17 protein-coding genes are annotated in these 16,428 nt (G+C 34.8%); 7 read left to right on the top strand and 10 right to left on the bottom strand.

Annotated elements, in window-relative coordinates:
• Positions 1–55: 55 nt before the first annotated feature.
• The 6 genes from NYE61_RS08610 to NYE61_RS08635 form a co-directional block, all read right to left on the bottom strand.
• Positions 56–391, bottom strand: a complete 336-nt coding sequence (locus tag NYE61_RS08610; RefSeq protein ID WP_303447705.1) for a hypothetical protein — start codon at positions 389–391, stop codon at positions 56–58.
• 252 nt (positions 392–643) lie between these two features.
• Entirely contained in the window at positions 644–1,117 is a 474-nt protein-coding gene (locus NYE61_RS08615) for a stress protein (RefSeq protein WP_118890143.1), read from the bottom strand.
• Positions 1,118–1,303: 186 nt separating this feature from the next.
• On the bottom strand, positions 1,304–2,701 hold the full coding sequence (locus NYE61_RS08620; protein WP_303447706.1) for a right-handed parallel beta-helix repeat-containing protein: 1,398 nt from the start codon (positions 2,699–2,701) through the stop codon (positions 1,304–1,306).
• Between the two features lie 501 nt (positions 2,702–3,202).
• Positions 3,203–3,841 carry an HD domain-containing protein gene (locus NYE61_RS08625; RefSeq protein ID WP_095312730.1) on the bottom strand — a complete coding sequence of 213 codons (639 nt, stop codon included), beginning with the start codon at positions 3,839–3,841 and terminating at the stop codon, positions 3,203–3,205.
• Between the two features lie 110 nt (positions 3,842–3,951).
• Positions 3,952–4,869 (bottom strand): LysR family transcriptional regulator, encoded by a 918-nt coding sequence (locus tag NYE61_RS08630; RefSeq protein ID WP_303447708.1) that lies wholly within the window; start codon positions 4,867–4,869, stop codon positions 3,952–3,954.
• A gap of 108 nt (positions 4,870–4,977) precedes the next feature.
• On the bottom strand, positions 4,978–5,658 hold the full coding sequence (locus NYE61_RS08635) for a winged helix-turn-helix domain-containing protein (RefSeq protein ID WP_303447709.1): 681 nt from the start codon (positions 5,656–5,658) through the stop codon (positions 4,978–4,980).
• A 94-nt stretch (positions 5,659–5,752) separates the two neighbouring features.
• On the opposite strand from NYE61_RS08635, the gene NYE61_RS08640 reads away from it, so the two are divergent.
• Positions 5,753–6,376 carry a flavin reductase family protein gene (locus NYE61_RS08640; RefSeq protein WP_303447710.1) on the top strand — a complete coding sequence of 208 codons (624 nt, stop codon included), beginning with the start codon at positions 5,753–5,755 and terminating at the stop codon, positions 6,374–6,376.
• Between the two features lie 267 nt (positions 6,377–6,643).
• Here the strand turns inward: NYE61_RS08640 and NYE61_RS08645 are convergent, their stop codons facing one another.
• Positions 6,644–7,018 carry a DUF3888 domain-containing protein gene (locus NYE61_RS08645; RefSeq protein WP_339317307.1) on the bottom strand — a complete coding sequence of 125 codons (375 nt, stop codon included), beginning with the start codon at positions 7,016–7,018 and terminating at the stop codon, positions 6,644–6,646.
• A gap of 380 nt (positions 7,019–7,398) precedes the next feature.
• Here NYE61_RS08645 and NYE61_RS08650 point away from each other — a divergent pair, with 380 nt between their 5' ends.
• Positions 7,399–7,983, top strand: coding sequence for a PepSY domain-containing protein (locus NYE61_RS08650; RefSeq protein ID WP_303447712.1), 585 nt, complete (start codon positions 7,399–7,401; stop codon positions 7,981–7,983).
• Between the two features lie 266 nt (positions 7,984–8,249).
• Here the strand turns inward: NYE61_RS08650 and NYE61_RS08655 are convergent, their stop codons facing one another.
• The 3 genes from NYE61_RS08655 to NYE61_RS08665 all read right to left on the bottom strand — a co-directional run bounded on the left by NYE61_RS08655 (position 8,250) and on the right by NYE61_RS08665 (position 11,292).
• A complete protein-coding gene (locus tag NYE61_RS08655) occupies positions 8,250–8,960 on the bottom strand; it encodes a class I SAM-dependent methyltransferase (protein ID WP_303447714.1) in 711 nt (236 codons plus the stop codon).
• A 529-nt stretch (positions 8,961–9,489) separates the two neighbouring features.
• Positions 9,490–10,056 (bottom strand): hypothetical protein, encoded by a 567-nt coding sequence (locus NYE61_RS08660; RefSeq protein WP_303447716.1) that lies wholly within the window; start codon positions 10,054–10,056, stop codon positions 9,490–9,492.
• A 252-nt stretch (positions 10,057–10,308) separates the two neighbouring features.
• Positions 10,309–11,292, bottom strand: coding sequence for a tRNA-dihydrouridine synthase (locus NYE61_RS08665; RefSeq protein WP_303447870.1), 984 nt, complete (start codon positions 11,290–11,292; stop codon positions 10,309–10,311).
• 280 nt (positions 11,293–11,572) lie between these two features.
• Between NYE61_RS08665 and NYE61_RS08670 the strand changes: the two genes are divergently transcribed.
• The 5 genes from NYE61_RS08670 (at position 11,573) to NYE61_RS08690 (ending at position 16,428) form a co-directional block, all read left to right on the top strand.
• Entirely contained in the window at positions 11,573–12,250 is a 678-nt protein-coding gene (locus tag NYE61_RS08670) for a response regulator transcription factor (protein WP_303447717.1), read from the top strand.
• A 95-nt stretch (positions 12,251–12,345) separates the two neighbouring features.
• Positions 12,346–13,260, top strand: coding sequence for an ABC transporter ATP-binding protein (locus tag NYE61_RS08675; RefSeq protein WP_303447719.1), 915 nt, complete (start codon positions 12,346–12,348; stop codon positions 13,258–13,260).
• Positions 13,257–14,006 (top strand): ABC transporter permease, encoded by a 750-nt coding sequence (locus NYE61_RS08680; RefSeq protein ID WP_303447721.1) that lies wholly within the window; start codon positions 13,257–13,259, stop codon positions 14,004–14,006. The genes NYE61_RS08675 and NYE61_RS08680 overlap by 4 nt, the downstream gene beginning before the upstream one ends.
• A gap of 32 nt (positions 14,007–14,038) precedes the next feature.
• The gene (locus NYE61_RS08685; protein ID WP_339317310.1) at positions 14,039–14,935 is read left to right on the top strand and encodes a HAMP domain-containing sensor histidine kinase; all 897 of its coding nucleotides are present in this window, start codon (positions 14,039–14,041) and stop codon (positions 14,933–14,935) included.
• Between the two features lie 350 nt (positions 14,936–15,285).
• Positions 15,286–16,428 carry a glycosyltransferase gene (locus tag NYE61_RS08690; protein ID WP_303447723.1) on the top strand — a complete coding sequence of 381 codons (1,143 nt, stop codon included), beginning with the start codon at positions 15,286–15,288 and terminating at the stop codon, positions 16,426–16,428.

Below are 16,428 nucleotides of genomic sequence, written 5' to 3' on the forward strand. Positions count from 1 at the left end.
TTCTTAAAATAGCTCTGTGTAATATGTAATAGTTACCTGTTAGTAGAATTAAAAACTACCCGATATATTGAAGAATTAACTGATATAATGCTATGGAAAACCCTAAAAGACTTGCCTTTATTTTAGACGGATGGTTTCTTTTGTTGCGGAACAAGTAAAAGAAAACGACTATAAACCCCAAGGGAATCCACAGCTCAAAAACACCTTCTTCTGTACTGCGATAGAAAACCGGAGCAATGTAAGTGCTAATCAAAAAATATAAGAAGACCGTAAAACGCCTTGTTTCTAATTGCCTGCTCCACCTTACTAAAAAGAAAATAATAATTATTGCGATAATCGTAATGTGTAAAGGTGGGAGAACGATAGCAAAATCACCAAAATTGAATTCCATTGTGCATTGCCTTCCTTTTTTAATCAGTCCAGTTCCATATTAACATAATATTGATTTTTAAATTATCATTAATTGGAATCCTACTTTATATTTCAAAAATGTGTTTCATTTGGTGAAGGGTAGTACTTTAAAGTAACAAAAGCCAAATTTCTCAGTGCGAGAAATCTGGCTTTTGTTATTTGGATTTCCTTAACTTTGTAAACCTGCATTTTCCCGACACTACTCCATCTTCATCTTCAATTCTATTTGTATTTAAGGTCTATGAAAATTGACCGTTTTCTCGTCGTCTCCAGTTCGTTCAAACCAACCTCTGAAGGCCCAATTATCGTAACCTCCATCACCTTCGTTAATGAATGTTCCTTCTTCAAACACCCAGACTCCGAATGTAATGCCATCGTAATTTACCGTATCAAAGAAGTGTACACCTTGCAATTGATTGGAATTATAACCTTGACTCAAATTCATCACCATTACATTATATTGCTGGCCTGCTTCAAAGAATGCTTTTTCCATCGCTCCCTTTACAAAGCCACTTCTATTGTCAGCTGATTTCTTAGCATCTTCAATAGCTTGTCCAATAGCCACAGGATCAACAGTTATTTCTCCACTGACCTCTGCTGCCTCTGCGGAACCTGTAGAACCCCCTAAAGTCGGCAGAGCTAATGGCGTCGCTAACACGGCTATCCCTAATGCAGAAGTTACAACAACTCGTTTCGCTTTTCTCATTCGATCTCCTCCTTTAATTTTTGTTTTACATAGCCCTCTACCCGTTATCTTAAATTTAAAACAAAATAAAGAGGATGATTTAACATTTATATACATCTAGGAAAAACAATGTAAAATAATAACAAAGCCTATATGTAGTAATCGCCGTTTTAAAATCTAAAAGAGCTAGATTATTAGAATACAAAATTAGTCTACAATTTTTCTTGCGGGTGAATCCTTTTTCAGCCTAAAATCATATTTGTTTGCATTTTGATACCTTGGATCTAAATAAATGGATTGCTCATCACTTTTTGAAGCCTTTTTGAATTTAGAAAAAGATGTATATGCTTCCTCTTTCCATATCCAAATACCCTTTTCTTCTTTCTCATTATGAAATACATTCTTTTGCAGTTTATTCTCTTGATTGGTTATGAAATCGTTGGCAATAAAAATCCGTGATGGCCCAGCGGTTAATATATTTCTTTCTATTACATTGTTTTTTGTATCATGTTGTAATAAAAGCTGTCCCCCACCCAGCCCCTTCGTGTCATTTCGATAAAGAATATTTTTTGAGATAGTAGAATTTATTGTACCACCCCGATTTTCATCATACCCACCAATCGATATCCCAGTGTAAAAGTTGTCGTAAATAATATTGTTCATTATCTTAATGTTATCAGCGTATTTTTTAGCATGCTCAGAGGTTGCTTCAATTCCAATATCACTTTTATAAATCGTATTCTTTTCAATGATTATATTCTTTCCACCATCTACATAAATTCCGCCAGCAGAGTAATCTTCCCCATAAGACGGATTGCCGTAAGAGGATATTTCATAAACTTGATTATTTTTTACTACTCCATTGCGCACGTAGTCCATCTTTCTATCATTAGAGACGCCTTCATAACCAATCAGGTCAATCCCAATATTATCACTCCTGCGAACTATGTTATTTTCCACTTTAAAACCGTCAATATTTCCATTTAGAACAAGAGATTCACTTGAACCGAGTTTTAAATCTTCTATCGTGTTATTCAAAATATTTATATCCTTCATTGGAACTGTTCCGTATATAGCGATCCCATGGCCATTCCCATCATCTGCATTGGTTTCAATCCGCTGCACATTGTTATTTTCTAATGTAATATGGTTGCTAGATCCTGTTACATAAATCCCCATCACTGTTTCATCTGCCAAATCAGTAGATAAATCCTGGATAATTAGTCCACTAATCGTCACGTAGTTTTTACTATTTATCGTAACTAAGGATGTATCCCCTTCAGCATCCTTTAGATCTATCCCACTAAGAACAACTTTCTCATTGTTGTAGGATTTAAAAGTAATTGGTTCTGATTTGGTGCCACTATGTTTAACAAGAAGCTTTTCATTATACTTTCCTTCTCGTATGTGGACGGTAGTCCCCGCAATTGCTTCTGACGCTGCTTTTTTTAGTGTGCGAAATGGTTTTGATTTTGTACCAGCATTTTGATCATCCCCATTTTTAGCAACGTAAATAGCTTGATCTTGGTTATCAAATATATTGCTAAAGACAAAAACAATCATGATAGCAGCTGCAGCCAAGAGGATAAAATAGATTATCTTCATTAAAACATTCCCTTCTCATATACATCTCTATTCTCTTTAATAAGGGAAATTAGTCATCTAATCTATTTTCTCCCAATAAACCGCCCTTATAGTTTAAGTGAATTTGATCACAAAGTTTTTGTTAACTATTTTCAGTATATCATTTTTCAATGTACTACCTAGTAAATTCATTCAGAGAGTTCCTATATGGAACTCCCTCTAGCTGATTATTTAACAGTTGGGACTGGCATGTTGCAGAGAGTTATCAATAGATTTTGTTTCATCACTCTACTGAAATGTAAAGCGTGTTTCTTAATAGAGAGCAGTAGGAAAAGAGGTTGGAAAAAGGAAGCTTGAGACACTTATTGCACAATGGATTGAAGGATTACATTAAAGGAGTGGGGCAAATTCTTATCGAATCTGCCCCTACTTTTGACTATTCTTTATTAATAGTATAATCGAATTGATAGTGGAAACCGACTTTTAAGTAGATTATCGTTAACCTTCTGTCAATTCAATTGCTTATTCTGACCACGGGGAATGTAAAATGCATTGACAGAAATTCTTATTTTTATATTCAGGTCTAAAATATTGAACAACATCTTCTTTCATATTGCCGAAAGTTGTTTCGGGTTTATGTTTAAATCCATCATAAAACGCTGGAATAATTTCCTTTTTGAAATTGTTACGAGGGAACGCTTTTATAATATCTTCACGCAAGTCTTCCGGGAACTGTTCAAAGCCATCACCCATAACATCTAAACCAACGCCATGAAAGAGCAATGCAACTTCAGATTCTTTATGCTCAGCAACTCCGGGTGTTGTATGCAAAGCAATCGCATCCCATACAAGCTGAATCGAATCATTTGGAATTTTATACTGCTGGAGGAAACTTCTTGCTGCATTTGCACCATCTACTTCAAACCGTAAATCTGCACTACTGTATTTTTTAGTCAAGCCTAAATCATGGAATAAAGCACTAATGTATAATAACTCTAAATCATAATTCTGCTTCGCTTTTTCCCCGTTTACTGCACCAAATAAGAATACACGATTGGAATGATTCCACAATAGGTCATTCCCATACTCACGTAATATATCGGCTGCATCTTTTGCCAACCTGGAATCTGGAATTTTGATACCTGCTATTGTTTGTTGCATGATTAAAACCCCTTTACAATATAATTTCTCATTCCATGAGTTGTCTTCATTGTAAAGAGGACTTCATCATTTGTCTATTACATCATATCTATCATAATGATAGATAAAAACTATAATACAGAGCTCTGTATAGAAGTAACCGCATCTTTCTCTGTGGGAAAATGCAGTTTTTCGATTTCACGTACTAATAACGTAATATATTTACGTGCTGCATAATTAATAAAACAATTCTTTTTCATCACGAGATAAACTTCCTTTGCCAAAACCGGTTTCTCAATATGCTGAAAAAATAAATCCCCTGTGTCATAAAACTCATATAATGTACGTGAAACAACACTACGGCCAACACCACTTCGGACTAGATTCAAGATAGATTGAATACTAGATGTTTCCACAATAGGATGTAATTGTTTGCCAACCTCCTTACTCGCTATATCAAGTATTTTTCTGCATTGATGCATATTTGGAAATAAAATCAGAGGCAATTCTGAAACTGTGGAAAATGAAACCCGATCCTCTTCATTGCGCTGATTACTAATCAGGTAAAATTCTTCATCATACAGCTTCGTCACTTGCAACCTATCACATTGATTAAGTTGAAAACTAATACCAAAATCAGCTCGATTTTCTAGAACGGCCTTTTCCACCTGATCAGTTGTTAGGATGGACACATTAATGTTCGGATATAGCTGGTTAAATTGAATGCACAAAGTTGATACCAAATCGGTTATTTCTCCTGGTAACACAGCAATTTTCAATTCTCCGATTTCCACTTTCGTAAATGCTTCAATTTGAGACGACATGCTTTGCAGCGAACCTTTAATATTCAATGCTTCTTGTTGTACAATCTCCCCAACCTTTGTAAGCTCAATTTTCTTGCCAACACGGTTAAATAGTGGATATCCTACCTCTTGTTCTAGCATCTTAATTTGATGGCTTAAAGTTGGTTGGGAAATTCCTAATTTTCCAGCTGCTCTTGTAAAATGCAGTTCTTTACAAATCATTAAAAAATATTCTAAATGTCGCAATTCGATAGCATTTCACTCCTTTTTCTCTTTTATTAGTATGAAGACATAACTTAGAATCTATTATAAATTACCTCCATTCCTATTTCTTCAAAAGGTTATAGATCATCTTCATAATTGCATTTTAAAATGTTTCTCTAATTCAACCTTTCCGCTTGGCGTTACTTTAATAGCACGTATTTTAGGCATACGTGTTATCCAATTTAATTCGAGCATCTTTAGTAGCAACGCATTACCCAGAGCTCCCGCAATATGATGCTCACGCTCACTCCAATCTAGACAACACCGGGCATATGCTCTACGCTTTTTCTTTTGTTCTTCTAAATCAATTCCAAACTCCTGAAAAAATTGGAAGCCTTCTGATGTTACCTCATAATTCATATCTACCTTTTTTATAAAACCTTGTTCTATTAAAGAATTTGTAATTTGCACACCAATATAACCAGCTAAATGATCGTAACAAGTTCTAGCGAAATGTATAGCACTTTTTTCTCTTGAATCCCTTAATGAGGTTACAGGAGAGTTCGGTGAGATAATTAACATCTGCTCAATCACTTTTGCTGCGTCACTGCTAGTCAACTTATAATAACGATGTCTTCCATGCCTTTCCACACTAACAAGATTTGCTTCAAGCATTTTTTGCAGGTGAAAACTAGCTGTTTGAGGTTTTACTTTTGCAGTATAAGCCAGTTCACTAGCAGGATGTATTCTTCCATCCATAAGACTAAGCAGAATAGAAGAGCGAGTTGGATCAGATATTAGCGAAGCTATTTTTGAGATATTCGGATTCACTTTTATTCTCCTCGCATTCATATTTCGATGATAGTGGAAATGTTATTCTATTATAATCCAATTGTGAGCTAAATTTAAAGGAGGAAGAAAACACTTGATTATTAAAGAAAAGGATACGGATAGTTTTAAAGAAATAAAACCTAACATTATGTATTATGGGACACCAACACTGCTTCTTAACACGTTAAATGAAGATGGAACAACGAACATTAGCCCAATGTCTTCTTCTTGGGCATTAGGTGACTGCATTGTTCTCGGAATAGGGCTTGAAGGAAAAGCGATAGAAAACTTAGATAGACATAAAGAGTGTGTCATCAATTTACCCAGCCCAAACCATTGGGAAAACATTGAAAAAATCTCTTCTTACACTGGTAAAAAGAATGTACCATCTTATAAGAAAGAGATTGGATTCACTTATAAAAAGGATAAATACGTATCAGCAGAGTTAACACCTTTAAAATCAAAAACTGTTTTACCTACTCGTATTGAAGAATGTCCGATTCAAATTGAAGCAGCAGTTAAAAATATTCGCATCCCTGAATATAATTCATTGTTTGCTATTGTTGAAACACAAGTATTACATTTCCATGCTAATGAAAGTATTATACAAAATGAAAATTATATCAATCCATCAAAATGGAGTCCTCTAATTTATAATTTTAGGCATTACTTTGAATTAGGAAGAGAAGTAGGAAAAACGTTCCGTTCAGAAACTTGATAGGTTTCATTTTTCATAATCACGCTCTATCTTTAAAAAAATTGATTAAAGGTATTCGTGAATGACAGATGAATTATCATCTGTCATTCATCTTAGGAATACTTCTCATGATCTTCATGCACAGAATTTATGACAAATCGTTATTTCTAGGCACTCGAAGCCGAAAAATCTTAAAGCTCACCTTCTGTGCATTGACCAAAGAGAGAACTCGCTATTGACGATTTACTTGTTAGGTTAAGCCACCAGTTCGTTGAATAAAATACTTACTTATGCAGGGTCCCGACATTCATGTTTTTCTTCTGGAATAAATTTACCCACCTTATAATCCTTCATTTCCCATATCCCTTTTGTTGCATCCATTTTTTCAACAGTTACAGTAAATATATCCATCGGTGTATGTGGGCCTGTGTATGTAACTCCTTCTAATATGGTTTCAAAATACCATGAACCTGGATGTTCCAACTTTTTAATATCAATCACATTTAAACACATAAACCCTATTTCTTTTGTTGTACCATAATAATCTTTAACCGCTTCATACATTTGTGGTTGCAGGAGATCAATTACTGCATCTTCCAACAAATTTTCTCTTGTTGCTTCTGTTTTTGTTGACTGGTTAGCATTGGCTATTGTCGTTATCAAAGAGAGAAAGCAAAAAAATGCCATAAAAATACTTCTCACTTTTTCACCTGCTTTTTAGTAGAGATTTTCTCCAAATGAAGTTGTTATATTCATTTAAATTAACTTTACTATCACTAACCATTTAATCGGACCATTCATTTACCAACATAATAATATAAAGCCCACCACTTTAATTTATAATCTCCTGGTGCCTAAAATAATTATTTCATGAACAAAAAGTTCACCATTTGATAATCTCATTTTTCAAGTCTTGCACTCTTTATTTAAAATACATTCTTGGTATTCTTTCCAATTCTAATCAAATTCTAATATTCTTATCATTCTTCTCTTACTTTTAAAAGTTAATATTAATGCGTAAAACAAATAAAGGAGGAAGTATTTTGAAAAGAAATCTTTTGATTGGAACAGCAGCAGCAACAGTCATTTTGGGTGGTGCCGCTGTTGTGGGGGCATCGGATGACAATAACATCAAGGATAATCAAGCATTTACCGCAGAACAAGCCATCCAGACAGTATTCGAAAAAGTGGAAGGATTCGTGCAGGAAGTGGACCTTTCTTTCGAAGAGGATGAAAATTATTATGCAGTTCAAATCGAAAGCAGCGTAAACGAGTATGAATTTAACATTGATGCAACAACAGGGAAAATTGTAGGGCAGGAAATTGAAGATACTGTAGAAGAAGAAAAACAGGAAGTAGCTGGACAGAAACGCTCTTTTGATGACAGTAACTATTCGATTGAATCAGCTAATGTTACTTCACTTGAAGAGTACGACACCATTATTGATCAGGTAAATGCAGAAGATTTGTCTTTTCATCTGGTTACTGACAATCCAGGAAATCGCATCATGTTCCTTGTTGACGAAGAGGGAAAAAAGCACTTTAAAACCATTTTCGTAAAACATGACAACCTTCTGAAAATCATTGATTTGAACAATCATGGACAGGTATTTAACGGCAACCTTTAATGAAAAGCACCATCCTAAAGTGCACCCTTCACTTTAGGATGGAAATGTTCTCCATTCGTTTTGATGAACAACTTGTTTAATGCTTGCATCCGTATTACCTATGTCCATGTTTCATCAACAATCTATTTTTGCTCACATTTTCATCCCTGTTATTAAATTTTGAAGAACAACTCAATAACCTACAACTTTTTATGAAAAACTACATTTCCTTCTTTCACTAAAACACCCATTTGCAGAATATAAGATACCCAATCTTATAGTTAGATTTATTTTTTGGACGTAGCTTTTATTATTAGGAAATGAGGGCTGGTCATTAGATAGTAGTACGATTTTTCTTTTACTTCTTTCATCTTTTTTTGCGGTTTAGGTTCAATCAGTTTATCGAGGTTGAAAAAAGCAGTTGTTTCATTTACGATGCTTTGCATGGGTCTTCTGTAGAAGCTAACATCAATTGTAATATTAGGTTTGTGCCAAGTTTCTGATAAGTATTGTGTTTTAAAGTAATCCTCACAATCGAATCTTGTATAATCCATAAAAGGATGATGAAGCGAAAATAAAAAAGTTCCTTCTGCTTTTAGAATGCGGTTGAATTCGTGAAATGTGTAAGTCCAATCCTTTAAATAATGAAGTGTAAGTGAGCTTATAATCACATCAAAGGAATCATTTTTAAACGGAAGGGGTTCTTGAAGATCTTGACAAAGGAATGTAGCCTCTTCCCCTAAACGATGCTTTGCTGCCTTTACCATTTCAGGACTTACATCTATACCAGTAACTTCCGCTCCTTGCTGCAATAATTGCGAAGCATACCATCCAGCCGAACAACCAGCATCAAGAACTTTTTTTCCATTTAACTCGGTGGGTAAAGCCGCTAACATAGCTGGACGTTCATAATAAGCGTTATAAGGACTCCCTTCATCAATATCGTTCTGATAGGTATGAGCTAGTTTATTATAAATGTCTCTTGTAGTATTACTCATTTAATCCCCTCCTTTAGATTCCTGATAAATGATTTCATAATTATAAATTCAATTTTTCAATAGTTTTATCATCTGGTTTCTTTATAGCCTTGCTAAATTTATAATTAGAATGATAATACTGATAATATCGCCTTTAAATTCAGCAATATAATCTGAATCTTTCACGAAGTACATAAGGCACTCGCAGACATTAAAGTTACTATTTTTTTTCGGGTCACCACAATCCATATAACTAAAGAAACTATAGATAGCATGGGAATAAAATCTGCAGCATAGTGGAAGTCCTATTAATTTTAATGTTCTGATAAATAATTAGATATATTTACCTTTATACCTTATATACGAATTGGAAAAAATTGAAGTTTCACTATGCTTTTCCTTTAAGTACATAATATCACATAGTTATCTTGCCATATATTAGAAACATCTTAAAATTTCAAGGTAAACTTGCCATTATAAATAAAAATTCATCTAAATTTAGACGGCTTTTTTTATTTATAATGGCATTTGAGTAGGTAAGGTTGCGTTTTCATTTGACATTGTTATCTTTTAAACTTTTTATAAACAATGTAACCCAGTAGGATATAAAGACTACTGCAAGATCGACAAGAAAAATGTGGAAATTATTAGTTCCCTTATGAAGCTCCAATAAGCCCATCCATTCTTCCAGTGTTGCAAAACCAAATGCAAACACTGCACTTAACAGAATAGCATATACGTAAAAATTCTTCCTATGCTTTGTTGTATATTGATATAGAAGTAAAAAACCAACAGGAAGAATGGACACTGTTATATTCAAAGAGTATGGCAGTGCCGGTGCGAGAAAGAATGTATGAAACATGAAATTATATCTTTCAAGAATTATACTGGCATAAGTCCATAAAATATGTACCATAAAGCCAAAGAAAAATACTTCAAAAATTCTACTTCGATCCACTGCAAAGAAAAGCAGAACCAATGGAAGAATAAAAACCAGCAACGTTACCCAGAACTGCCATGTACCAAAATTGGAATAATCGTTCCAGTAGTTCGATATAAGCTCATTAAATTCTTCTGTCTTCACATATAATTCATCCCGATATTCTATATAATCCACAAAATCCCTCCTAATTTTCTGCCTTATTTTATGGATTAATGATTTATTTATGTAATTTTATTCAGGAAGCAGGCTATGGCCCCAGAATAATAAAATAACTTCCTACAACAAACGTTAAAATACAAATTGGCATGTGTGAACACGGATGATTACCGTATTCACACATGCCAATTAACAGCTTATATAGACGCTAACTGTAAAGCACATTCTTTCAACGCTCCACTTTAGTTTTTACCATGAATTGGTAAAAATCTAAATTCTCCCCGTACCCTCAGTACGCTTTCCCTCAAACTTATCGAGCAATGCACGCACTTCATCTGTTGACTCTGTGCTCATCAATTGATTTCTTAACTCGCCTGCACCCCGAATCCCGCGGACATATATTTTAAAGAAACGACGTAGAGGCTTAAACGCACGTGGTTCTACTGCTGAATATTTATCAAAGAGATCCAGATGCAGTCTTAAAAGTTCAAGCAGTTCCTGACTGCTATGATCTTTCTGCTCCATTTCAAAGGCAAACGGATTTTGAAAAATTCCACGCCCAATCATAACCCCATCAACACCATATTTCTCGGCAAGTTCCAAGCCAGTTTGACGGTCAGGAATATCCCCGTTGATCGTCAAAAGCGTATCTGGCGCTATCTCGTCACGAAGTTTCTTAATCTCCGGAATCAATTCCCAATGAGCATCTACTTTACTCATTTCCTTTTTCGTACGAAGATGGATGGAAAGATTAACAATGTCTTGTTTCAAGACGTGTGTCAACCAGTCGCGCCATTCGTCTACATTCGTGTAACCAAGCCTTGTCTTCACACTTACAGGCAATCCACCTGCTTTTGCGGCTTGTATTAGCTCTGCTGCAACTTCCGGACGGCGGATAAGGCCACAACCTTTCCCTTTCCCTGCCACATTTGGTACAGGACAGCCCATATTGAGATCGATTCCTTTAAATCCTTCTTCCGCCATACCAATACTCATTTGCCTAAAGTATTCAGGCTTATCGCCCCATATATGGGCTACAATCGGTTGTTCATCCTCTGTAAAAGTCAAACGCCCACGGACACTTTGTTTCCCATCTGGGTGACAATAGCTCTCCGAGTTTGTAAACTCTGTAAAGAACACATCGGGTCTACCTGCCTCACTTACAACATGACGAAAAACAACATCCGTCACATCTTCCATTGGTGCCAATATAAAAAACGGTCGTGGTAAATCACGCCAAAAATTATCTACCATTTCAAATTCAAATCCTCTCATTCCGGGAAACCAGGACAAACCCTTACCACAAAATTAAAAAGCAGAAAATGGCTCCTGCTCCTTTTATATTTATACCATGTTTAAGTACTTTTTATCAATCCGAGTAGGAGTTATTTTATTTTAATTAGACACCTGATGTACGTTTAAAATAAGCTATTCCGAATTTCGACTCTCCAACCTGCACCAACATTCCCTAATTTAGTCAAACAAAATAAGCTATAATTAGTTATAATCAATAGGAAAAAGACGGGTGATGATTATGAATGAAGGGAAAAGGATTTTAATAATTGAAGACGATCAAGAAATAAGTAAACTACTAAGCGTTATTTTAACAAAAAAAGAATTGGATTCGATTGCGGCTTATTCTGGCACTGAAGGTCTCCTGCAACTACAAAATAATAAGTTCGATTTAATCTTATTAGACTTAATGTTACCAGGTAAGAGTGGAGAGGAATTAATAAAAAAGATCAGAGAAGAGAATTCCATCCCCATAATTGTGATTTCAGCCAAGGTTGATATAGAAAATAAAGTGCACGTATTGAAAATGGGGGCAGACGATTATATAACCAAACCCTTTAATCAAGAAGAGGTTCTTGCCAGAGTTGAAGTTCAATTACGAAAATCAACCATTACATCACGAACAGCGGAGAATGTATGGCGCGGACTTAAGATTCAACCTGAAAAACTATCTGTCTCTTTAGATAACACAGAGCTGCAATTGACGAATGCAGAATTTGATATTTTGTCCTTATTTGTAAGTCATCCAGAGCATGCCTTTTCCAAAAGGGAGATTTATGAAAGCATCTGGAAAGGTACCTATTTAGGTGATGATAATACGATTAGTGTTCATGTCTCAAATCTTCGCAAAAAAATGGCCGAAATCACTTCTGATGAGTATATAAAGACAATATGGGGAGTAGGCTTCATGCTGGTGTAATTTCTTTATGATTTCTTTATGTTTTGTTTAAGGGAAATTAAAGGCACCTAAGCTAAACTAAATATATCAAGAAATTTAGTGAAGGAGTCAACAAAATGGATACCATTATTCAAACATATCAATTAAAAAAGACCTTTAAAGAAGAAGAAATCATCAAACCCCTTGATTTCTCATTAAGAAAAGGAGAAATTTGTGCATTAATTGGTAAGAATGGCGCTGGAAAATCGACGTTTTTTAAAGTGCTTGCGGGACAACTAATGCCAACTGGAGGAGACATTCACTTATTTGGAAAATCAGGCAAAGAGATGATTCACTCAAAAAAAAGAATGGGTTTTATGATAGAAACACCTGAATTCTTCCCAGATTTTACTGCAACTCAAAATCTAGAGTATTTTCGAATTCAACGCGGCGTTATTGAAAAGAAACGCATTTATGAGGTTTTGCAAATCGTTGGTTTAGCAAATCAAAAGAAGAAACGATTTAAAGATTACTCGATGGGAATGAAGCAACGTTTAGGGATCGCCCTTTGCCTGCTAAGCAGTCCAGATTGTCTAGTGCTAGATGAACCAATTAATGGTTTAGACGCTGAAGGGATTATAGAGATTCGTAATTTATTATTGAGGTTAAATCAAGAAAAACAAATAACGATTTTAGTTTCCAGCCATATTTTAACTGAACTACAATTACTAGCTACACGTTTTGTATTTATCAAAAATGGTGTAATTGTCGATGATTTAAGCAAGGAGAATTTAAACGATAAAAGCAAGAAGCAAATTCAACTTAAAGTCGATGATGCAGCAAAGACATCACGATTGTTGGAACAAACCTATGCTGATATTCAGTATAAAGTCCTTCCTAATCATATCATAACCATCCAAAATCATGTAGAGGAGGGCGGCGAAATCAATCGCCTCTTAGTCGACAATGGTGTGTTAGTAATGGAGTTTCGTATGGAGGCACTGAATTTGGAAGAGTACTTCTTAGGATTAGTGGAGGGGAATGAAAAATGATTAATTATTTAAAAAGCGAAAATTATCGTTTATTACACAAAAAAGGACTTCATATTACGAGTGTTATCTGTTTAGTGTTAATTGCTGCAGCAGCGGCTGTCTTGTACTATTCCGGGAAACAAGATCAGAATTTCCCCTACGCTACTAGTTTGTTTTTTTATTCGAACGTAATTGGTAGTGGGGTACTAATTATAATCGTTGCCTTTCTCTTTAATTTGGCTCTTACTGGCAAGGATACGTCTCTAATCAAACAATCTGTATCCTTTGGTGTATCTCGAAACACGATCTTTTGGTCAAAGCTAATTCTAACATTGAGTTACTTTCTGGCAATATGTGCCGTTGGTCTTCTCTTAATGATTGGATTGGGAGAGAATCTTTTGGCTAGCGAGGAACAATCAGTCAGGTATTTCTTGACAGCTAGTATAAACATGTTCCCGATTGTGATCAGTGGATTTTTTATAATTCATGTGCTGAAAATGTTGAAGTTCGGTGAAGTCTATATCATTATCACGTTGCTATTCATCTTTATATTTTCTGGTGATCTATTACGGATGCTACTTCGCCCGATTTCAGGATTAAATGAGCTATACAAATATGCACCCAGTACACTATTAAACGAAAACCTATTGAACTTCTTGAACAAAGCAGTTCAATTCGATTATCATTACTGGGTTGTTGGCATCGTTATTTCGGTGGTTTCTTTACTAGTAGGAGCGAGAAAGTTCACTAAACAAAATATCGATTGATGGAGATGGGATGAATGGAAGTGAGTAGCTTGTTGATAATCATTACTTTGATGTTACTACTAATTGTTAATATCGGCATGCTTCTGCTTTTTCATTGGGATATCAAAAAGATGACAAACCAATTAGAAGAAATCATTGAAAATTTCGGTACAAATGAATTAGTTCGCACAAATACACATAGTAAAAGCCTAATTCGATTTGCCACCAAAATCAATCAGCTCATTCAATTATTTAAGGAAGATCAACAGTACACCCAAAGAAGAGAAAAAGAACTAAAGCAAGAAATAACTAATATCTCTCATGATTTGAGAACACCGTTAACATCAATTAAAGGATTTTCGGAATTGTTAACTGATCGATCTTTATCTGAAACAGAAAAGGAAGAGTTTCTAGCTATTATCCAAAAAAAAATTGACAATCTCACAATGATGGTGGATCTATTCTATGAACTTTCCCAGATCGACTCTGCGGACAAGCAATTGATTATGGAACAGCAGTTTTTAGATCAACTTGTCGTAGAAGCTATGCTAATGTTTTACGACGATTTTGAGAAAAGCCAGTTAAGAATCCATGTGGATGAAGTTGTTTTACCACCCATTATTGCAGACAAGAAGGCAACAAACCGAATTGTAACAAATATTATTCAAAATGCGTTACGATATGCAAAAAGCTATTTAACCATTACCTTAATTGAAGATGAGAAATATGTCTGGTTAAGAGCAATAAATGATGTTACCGAGTTTAATCGTACTGAGATCAATCGAATTTTTGATCGAACATTTAGATTGGATAACAGCCGAACAGCTGGGCACCTTGGATTAGGCCTTCATATTGTCAGACAGCTTATTAACAAACAGGGCGGAAAAGTAGTTGCAGATGTTCATAAAAATGAATTCAGAATCGATGTTGCGTTTAAAAAGTGGAATTAGTTGGGTAAACATCTTAGTAGCAAAGATGTAATAACATATCGGAATGAGTTGATAAAACCCTGTGTCGTATTCCCATTGTTCATAACGTACAACATTAACTTATCAACCTCTTTATTATTTCCGACAAAACCAGAATATAATGCGGAGTTATTTGTTTTCAAACACGATCTCAGCTTTCGCTACAAGCTTGTCTGTCGATCACAAAACTCAAGAGCTCCGTCCTTTCTTATAATAAATTTACGATTTGTTTAATCTAACTTAATATTCATATGATATAATCACAATGTAATGACTGAATTTTGATATTATTAGGCAAACACACTCATACTAGTTTTCTGAAAGGTGATTTGATGATACAAAACTCAAAAATCTTAATTTTAACTGGAAGCTACGGTAATGGCCATTTGAAAGTTTCTAATACATTAAAGGAAACTTTGATTGCGTATGGCTGCAATGAAGTAATAGAATCCGATTTATATTTAGAAGCGCATCCATTATTAACAAAAGCAACCAAATTTTTATATATTAAGAGTTTTACCTATGGACAGAAACTATATGGCAGTTTTTATTATGCAGGAAAGAAAGAAAAAAGTGTCTCTCCATTAGATTTCATCAATTACTATGGTAGAAAAACATTAGCAAATTTAGTGAAAGAATTTAATCCCGATATCATCATCAATACATTTCCAATGACTGTTGTTCCGGAATTCTTAAAGAAAAAAGGTTCACCGATTCCAATGGTAAACGTGTTAACAGACTTCGGCCTGCATAATAATTGGATACATGAGGAGATCGGACGATATTATGTTGCTTCCGATGATTTAAAAGCTGAAATGATCGGAAAAGGAATTTCTTCTGAAAAAATCAAAGTTACAGGCATTCCGATCCAGTCGAGTTTTGAAAGTGATGATGATAAAAATTTATTGCTCAAATCCTATGGTTTAAAGAAAAAAATGCCTGTTACGCTTCTTGCCGCTGGTGCTCATGGAGTAATGAAAAACATGGTTGACATCGTCCAGCGCTTGTTAGCTATAAAGGACAACCAAGTTATCATCGTTTGTGGCCATAACAAGAAACTAAAAATGAGCTTAACTAGTAAATTCGGAGAAAATAATCATGTGAAAATTTTAGGTTATACGAATAACATGGACGACTTAATGAAGCTATCAAATGTGATGATTACGAAGCCTGGTGGCATTACATTAAGTGAAGCGCTGGCAGTGCAGGTTCCATTAATTCTTTACCGTTCTGTACCTGGTCAAGAAAGAGAAAATGCTCTATTTTTTGAACAAAAAGGTGCTTGTATCAATGTTGACAACCCAAATTCATTAATCGAAACGATCACAAATCTCATTTCTCAGGAACAGATGCAAACGACAATGAAAGAAAATATGAAATCCCTATATCATCCTCATGCTGCAAAGGTTATTTGTGACGATGTTAGCAATATGTTGGAAGAACAAAAGGAAAAACGTATAAAGGAAATTATCTAA

Source organism: Oceanobacillus sp. FSL W7-1304 (assembly GCF_037969805.1).
In the GTDB taxonomy this organism is placed as follows: Bacteria; Bacillota; Bacilli; order Bacillales; family Amphibacillaceae; genus Oceanobacillus; species Oceanobacillus profundus.

Coding starts and splice junctions, on each gene's coding strand:
- NYE61_RS08625 (WP_095312730.1), bottom strand. CDS start 3,841: ATGCAACAAACAATAGCAGGTATCAAAATTCCAGATTCCAGGTTGGCA.
- NYE61_RS08665 (WP_303447870.1), bottom strand. CDS start 11,292: ATGGTAGATAATTTTTGGCGTGATTTACCACGACCGTTTTTTATATTG.
- NYE61_RS08615 (WP_118890143.1), bottom strand. CDS start 1,117: ATGAGAAAAGCGAAACGAGTTGTTGTAACTTCTGCATTAGGGATAGCC.
- NYE61_RS08620 (WP_303447706.1), bottom strand. CDS start 2,701: ATGAAGATAATCTATTTTATCCTCTTGGCTGCAGCTGCTATCATGATT.
- NYE61_RS08675 (WP_303447719.1), top strand. CDS start 12,346: ATGGATACCATTATTCAAACATATCAATTAAAAAAGACCTTTAAAGAA.
- NYE61_RS08655 (WP_303447714.1), bottom strand. CDS start 8,960: ATGAGTAATACTACAAGAGACATTTATAATAAACTAGCTCATACCTAT.
- NYE61_RS08670 (WP_303447717.1), top strand. CDS start 11,573: ATGAATGAAGGGAAAAGGATTTTAATAATTGAAGACGATCAAGAAATA.
- NYE61_RS08680 (WP_303447721.1), top strand. CDS start 13,257: ATGATTAATTATTTAAAAAGCGAAAATTATCGTTTATTACACAAAAAA.
- NYE61_RS08610 (WP_303447705.1), bottom strand. CDS start 391: ATGGAATTCAATTTTGGTGATTTTGCTATCGTTCTCCCACCTTTACAC.
- NYE61_RS08690 (WP_303447723.1), top strand. CDS start 15,286: ATGATACAAAACTCAAAAATCTTAATTTTAACTGGAAGCTACGGTAAT.